This is a genomic window from Burkholderia sp. BC1 (genome assembly GCF_052683555.1).
Map to the genome: position 1 here is coordinate 1 of NZ_JBQYLP010000137.1, position 5,020 is coordinate 5,020.

Below are 5,020 nucleotides of genomic sequence, written 5' to 3' on the forward strand. Positions count from 1 at the left end.
CGGGCTCGGGCTCGGGCTCGGGCTCGGGCTCGGGCTCGGGCTCGGGCTCGGTGCTCGGGCCTCAGTGCTCGGGCCTCAGTGCTCGGGCTTCGGGCTTCGGGCTTCGGGCTTCGGGCTTCGGGCCTTGCGCCTTGCGCCTCGGGCCTCTGCGGGGCTGCGACGCGTGTCGCCGTTATAGGCGAGTGCGCGCACCGCCTGCGCCTGTCGCGCGTTGTCCTCGTGCCGGTCCGTCCGTCCCCGCCCCGTCCTCGTTCCGCCCCGGCTGCGCTCTTGCGTCCCGCCCCGGCCCCGTCGCGCTCCGTCCTCCCTCAGCCGCCGTCGCCCGCCGCGCGCAACGTCCGTAGTGCAAGCTGCAACGCGCCGTGTGCGGAGTCCTCGAACGGCGCGCGCAACCGCGCCGTATGCCGGGCCGGCACGGCCGGCGCGAGCGCATCGGCCAGGCCGCCGCACAAGGCGACCGGCAGCGTCTGCCCGGGATCGAGCGCGTCGATCATCTTGCCGATCTCGTCGCCGGCCTGCGCGATCAATGCGCGCGCAACCGGATGCGCACCGTGCGCGAACACGATCGGAGCAAGCCGCGCATAGACCGTCTGGTTCGCGTCGCACGACCACTGGACGAGCGCATCGCGATCCTGCGCACCGGTTTCCGCGAGCAGCGCCTCCGCAAACGCGTCGCGCGGCGCGCGTCCGTCGAGCGCCTGTTGCGCATAGGCGAGCGCGCGCATGCCGAGCCACGCGCCGCTCGCCTCGTCGCCGGACGGGAAGCCGAAGCCGCCGGCGATCCGGCATGCGCCGTCGGCATCGAGCGCGGCTGCGATGCTGCCGGTGCCGAGGGCGACGATCAGCCCCGGTGCGCCGCCGTGCGCGCCGAGGACCGTCGTATACGCGTCGCTCTCGATTGCGAGCGCCGCGAGCGGTGCCTGCGCCCGGAAGGCGGCGAGCCACGCCGCGTTGTTGACGCCCGCCAGCCCGCAGCCGAGCGCGCACTGCGCCCAGTCGAACGCGAGCCCGGCGCGCGTGAATGCGTCCGCGCACGCGGCCGCGATCGACGCCCACGCACGCTCGATGCCGAGCCCCAGCCCTGACGGGCCGCCGCGCCCCTGCGCGAGTTCGCGCCCGTGCCGATCGGCGAGCACCGCGCGCGTGCCCGTGCCGCCGCCGTCGATGCCGATCGCAAAAAGTAATGCCGTCATGCCTTCATCCCGCTGATTCGAACAGGCGCCAAGCTTAACCGGATCGGCGGCGCACGCCCATCTGCCGTACGGCCAACTATCCCGCGCCGGGGCCTTCCGCTATGCTGGCGCGATCGAATCGATACGGGAAGCGAGGCAGACGATGTCGCAGCGATGCAACTGGGTCAAAACCGAAGCGGACGCTCACTATCACGACACCGAGTGGGGTGTGCCGTCGCACGACGATCGTCATCTGTTCGAGATGCTGATCCTCGAAGGCGCGCAGGCCGGGCTGTCGTGGTCGACGATCCTGAACAAGCGCGCCGGTTACCGCGACGCATTCGCCGATTTCGACGTCGACGCCGTCGCCCGCTTCACGCCGAAGCGCATCGAGAAGCTGCTGGAAAATCCGGGCATCGTGCGCAACCGCGCGAAGGTCGAAGCCGCCGTCGCCAATGCGCGCGCGGTGCAGCGCATCCGTGAGGAGCACGGTTCGCTCGCGCACTTCCTCTGGTCGTTCGTCGATCACACGCCGATCCAGAACGCGTGGCAGTCGTATCGAGACGCACCGGCGTCGACGGAGCGCTCCGATGCGCTCAGCAAGGCGCTGAAGACGTACGGCTGCAAGTTCGTCGGCTCGACGATCTGCTACGCGCTGATGCAGGCAACCGGAATGGTCAACGATCACGAAGTCGGCTGCCCGTGCCATGCGCGATGCGCGGCGCTCGGCGGCAAACAGCCGGCGCGCGTGCGCAAGGCGGGCTGACGAATCAGCGGCGCGGCGCGCCGGCGGCCGCCGTTCGGCGATCAGCGCGCAGGCCGCGACGAAGCGGGCACGGCCGTCCGCGACGCGCCGCGCGCCGCCCGCACGCGCGCACCGCGCTTTTTCACCCAGATGCAGATGCCCGTCACGCTGAGCATCGCGATGACGATGCCGAGCACGCTGACCGCGACGCGCCCCGCCACGCCGGCGATGCGTCCCGAATGCAGCGGAAACTGCGCCTGCATGAAGAGGTCGCCGAGCGAGCCGCGCCCCGGCAGCTGGGCCGCGAGGGGCTTGCCCGTGACGGCGTCCCAGTACAGCCACGCGTTGCCGAGGCCGGCGTCGCCGTGATCGTTACCCGGCTCGAAGAAGCCGACCGCATAGACGTTCATCGCCGGCGCGTAGAGCAGCGCACCGGGCGGCGCCGCGATTCCCGCGTCGCGGGCGGCCGGGCCGGCGAGTTCGACGATGCGCTCGCGCGCGAGCACCTTGCTGCCCGGCGGTGCGGGCGGGAAATGTTCGGGGTTCGTATACGGCGTCTCCGACAGCGGCGAGAACAGCGACACGAGCGGACGCACGACCGGGTTGCCGAGGTTCATCGAAATCGACGTGATCGCGACGACGAGCAGCAGCCCCCACACCCACACGCCGCCCGACCGATGCAGATCGAACACGAGCGGGTAGCCGCCGCGCCGCACGCGGAACGCGAAGGACTTGCGCCAGCTTTTCATGCTCGGAAAGGCCAGCACGAGCGCGATCAGACTGTCGAACGCCCATACGATGCCGACGACGCCCATCACCCAGAAGCCGAAGTTCACACCGCCGTACACGGGCAGGAACAGCGAGTAATGCAGCCGGTAGATGAACGGGATCAGGTCGAGCCGCGCGAGCGACAGTGCGCCCCATTCGCGGCGCGCCTGCACGGCGCCGGTCGCCGGATCGACGGCGATCTGGTTGAAGTCGATCGCATAGGGCTGCCCCGTCGCCGGATCGGTACGGGGCATCACGCCGGCCTGCAGCGTATGGCCGGGCTCGACGGCGAGCGGCAGATAAGTCACCTGCACGCGCGGGTCGGCCGCTTCGATCCGCTCGGCGAGCGCGAGCGGCGAAAGCGGCTTCCCGCCGCTGCGCGCGACGTAGAAGTCGCGGTTCAGCGCCGCGTCGAGTTCGTGATCCCAGGCGATCAGCGCGCCGGTGAGCCCTGCAACGAACAAAAACAGCGCGGTCGCGAGGCCGAACCATCGATGCAGGCGGACGAACAGCGGTCGCACGAACGCATTCATCGCGCGCACCGCGGATGGCGAGCGGGTCGAATCGGACGATGGCCCGGAAGGGACGGATTGCGGATCATGGAAGCTACGCACACGCAGCGGGCGTTTGCGGCGGCGGCTTACGGGCGCGGACGCCCGCTTGCGCGGCATCGCAGTGTTGCGCGTGTTGCGGATGGAGTGACAACGCGCGACATTCTAACTCAATGCAAATGATTCTTACTTTCGTTTCGTTCGCGTGAATCGATTTGCGTTACGCCACACCGTGCTTGCGATGACTCCACGTCGGCGCCCGGCCGATCGAGCAGACGCTTTGCGCGCCTCAAAAGCAAAACGGCGGAGCAGCTTCTTTCGAAGCACGCTCCGCCGTTTCGCGGCAAACCGTCAGATGCTCTTAGTGGAGCTTCTTCGGCAGCATCTGGCTGCGCAGACGCTTGTGCAGGCGCTTGACGGCTGCTGCCTTCTTGCGCTTGCGGACTGCGGTCGGCTTTTCGTAGGACTGGCGCTCGCGCAGTTCAGCGATCAGGCCATTTTTTTCGATAGCGCGACGAAAGCGGCGAATCGCCACTTCGAACGGCTCGTTTTCTTTCAGAAGAATCGTCGTCATGTCGTTCCTAAATTGCTTAAACGGTCAAAAGCGTAGCGGCCAAGCGCCACGCACCGGCCATCCGGGCGTTCCCACAACAGGCGAAACGAGCGGAAATACGGCCTCGGAGGCCGGAAAAGAGAGGCGGAAAGCACCGCGAGTACGCTTCACAAGCCGCGTGCAGCGCCGCGTTTGACTGCCAGCAGACATGCCGAAAACGGCAAAGGCGTGACAGAAATCTCAATTCAGCCCGCCATCATAGCAGGGAATCACAGACAAAACCACCCTTTTATCGTCCGCGCGTGGGCGAGCGACAAAAGGGCGACGCCACCGCGCGCTCGACGTCCGATCGCCATCGCGGCACAGCAATCCGACCCCTCGACATAAAAATCGGGCCGAATCTCCTCGATCCCCTCAAGTTTTGTTTTGTGCCGCCGAAATCCTGCTCTGAGGCGGCCAGCAATGAACGAGTGCTTCCGCCGACGCCAAAACGGCTTTCCAAGGCTTTCGGCTTAACAGGAGATTTTTCCATGCTCGGAATCAATAGCAACATCAACTCGCTGGTCGCGCAGCAGAACCTGAGCGGTTCCCAAAACGCGCTTTCGCAAGCAATCACGCGCCTGTCTTCGGGCAAGCGCATTAACAGCGCGGCGGACGACGCGGCAGGTCTGGCGATCGCAACCGGCATGCAAACGCAAATCAACGGCCTCAATCAGGGCGTTTCGAATGCGAACGACGGCGTGTCGATGATTCAGACAGCGACGAGCGGCCTGAGCCAGATCACGGCGAGCCTGCAGCGCATTCGTCAACTGGCAGTTCAAGCATCGAGCGGCGGCCTGACCGCAGACAACCGCGCGGCGCTGCAACAAGAAGTGTCGCAACAAATTGCTGAAGTAAACCGTATCGCGTCGCAAACCCAATACAACGGCAAGAACATTCTGGACGGTTCCGCCGGCGTCGTTTCGTTCCAAGTTGGCGCGAACGTGGGTCAGACGGTCAACCTGAATCTGTCGAAGAGCCTGTCGGCCGCTTCGATCGGCTCCGGTCAGGTGCCGGCGGGCGCGGTTCTGGGTTCGATTGCAGTGTCGATCGACGGCACGGGGGCTCAGTGGACGGCCGGAACGAGCACGGGCAACGAAATTACCCAAGTCAACGTGCTGGCCGATGGCAAGGGCGGTTATACCTATACCGACCAAAATAACCAGCAGATTGCGAATTCCGTTATCGAAGG

At 66.7% G+C, this 5,020-nt stretch carries 5 protein-coding genes; 2 read left to right on the plus strand and 3 right to left on the minus strand.

From position 1 onward, the window contains the following. Nucleotides 1-308 precede the first annotated feature (308 nt). On the minus strand, nt 309-1,193 hold the full coding sequence (locus ACSHSS_RS29630; protein ID WP_105846102.1) for a BadF/BadG/BcrA/BcrD ATPase family protein: 885 nt from the start codon (nt 1,191-1,193) through the stop codon (nt 309-311). Between the two features lie 142 nt (nt 1,194-1,335). Here ACSHSS_RS29630 and ACSHSS_RS29635 point away from each other — a divergent pair, with 142 nt between their 5' ends. Next, a complete protein-coding gene (locus ACSHSS_RS29635) occupies nt 1,336-1,938 on the plus strand; it encodes a DNA-3-methyladenine glycosylase I (protein WP_445545921.1) in 603 nt (200 codons plus the stop codon). A gap of 41 nt (nt 1,939-1,979) precedes the next feature. Here ACSHSS_RS29635 and ACSHSS_RS29640 read toward each other — a convergent pair whose 3' ends face one another. Next, entirely contained in the window at nt 1,980-3,218 is a 1,239-nt protein-coding gene (locus tag ACSHSS_RS29640) for a PepSY-associated TM helix domain-containing protein (RefSeq protein WP_261513015.1), read from the minus strand. Nucleotides 3,219-3,597: 379 nt separating this feature from the next. Further along, complete coding sequence (rpsU, locus tag ACSHSS_RS29645; protein ID WP_006401410.1) at nt 3,598-3,810, minus strand: 30S ribosomal protein S21; 213 nt, start codon at nt 3,808-3,810, stop codon at nt 3,598-3,600. 509 nt (nt 3,811-4,319) lie between these two features. Here rpsU and ACSHSS_RS29650 point away from each other — a divergent pair. Next, nucleotides 4,320-5,020 (plus strand): flagellin N-terminal helical domain-containing protein (locus tag ACSHSS_RS29650; RefSeq protein WP_445545922.1); only part of this gene is annotated, 701 nt, incomplete at its 3' end.

Bases quoted from the DNA above. Each gene is read 5' to 3' on its own strand.
- ACSHSS_RS29630 (WP_105846102.1), bottom strand. From the start codon at position 1,193: ATGACGGCATTACTTTTTGCGATCGGCATCGACGGCGGCGGCACGGGC.
- ACSHSS_RS29635 (WP_445545921.1), top strand. From the start codon at position 1,336: ATGTCGCAGCGATGCAACTGGGTCAAAACCGAAGCGGACGCTCACTAT.
- ACSHSS_RS29640 (WP_261513015.1), bottom strand. From the start codon at position 3,218: ATGAATGCGTTCGTGCGACCGCTGTTCGTCCGCCTGCATCGATGGTTC.
- rpsU (WP_006401410.1), bottom strand. From the start codon at position 3,810: ATGACGACGATTCTTCTGAAAGAAAACGAGCCGTTCGAAGTGGCGATT.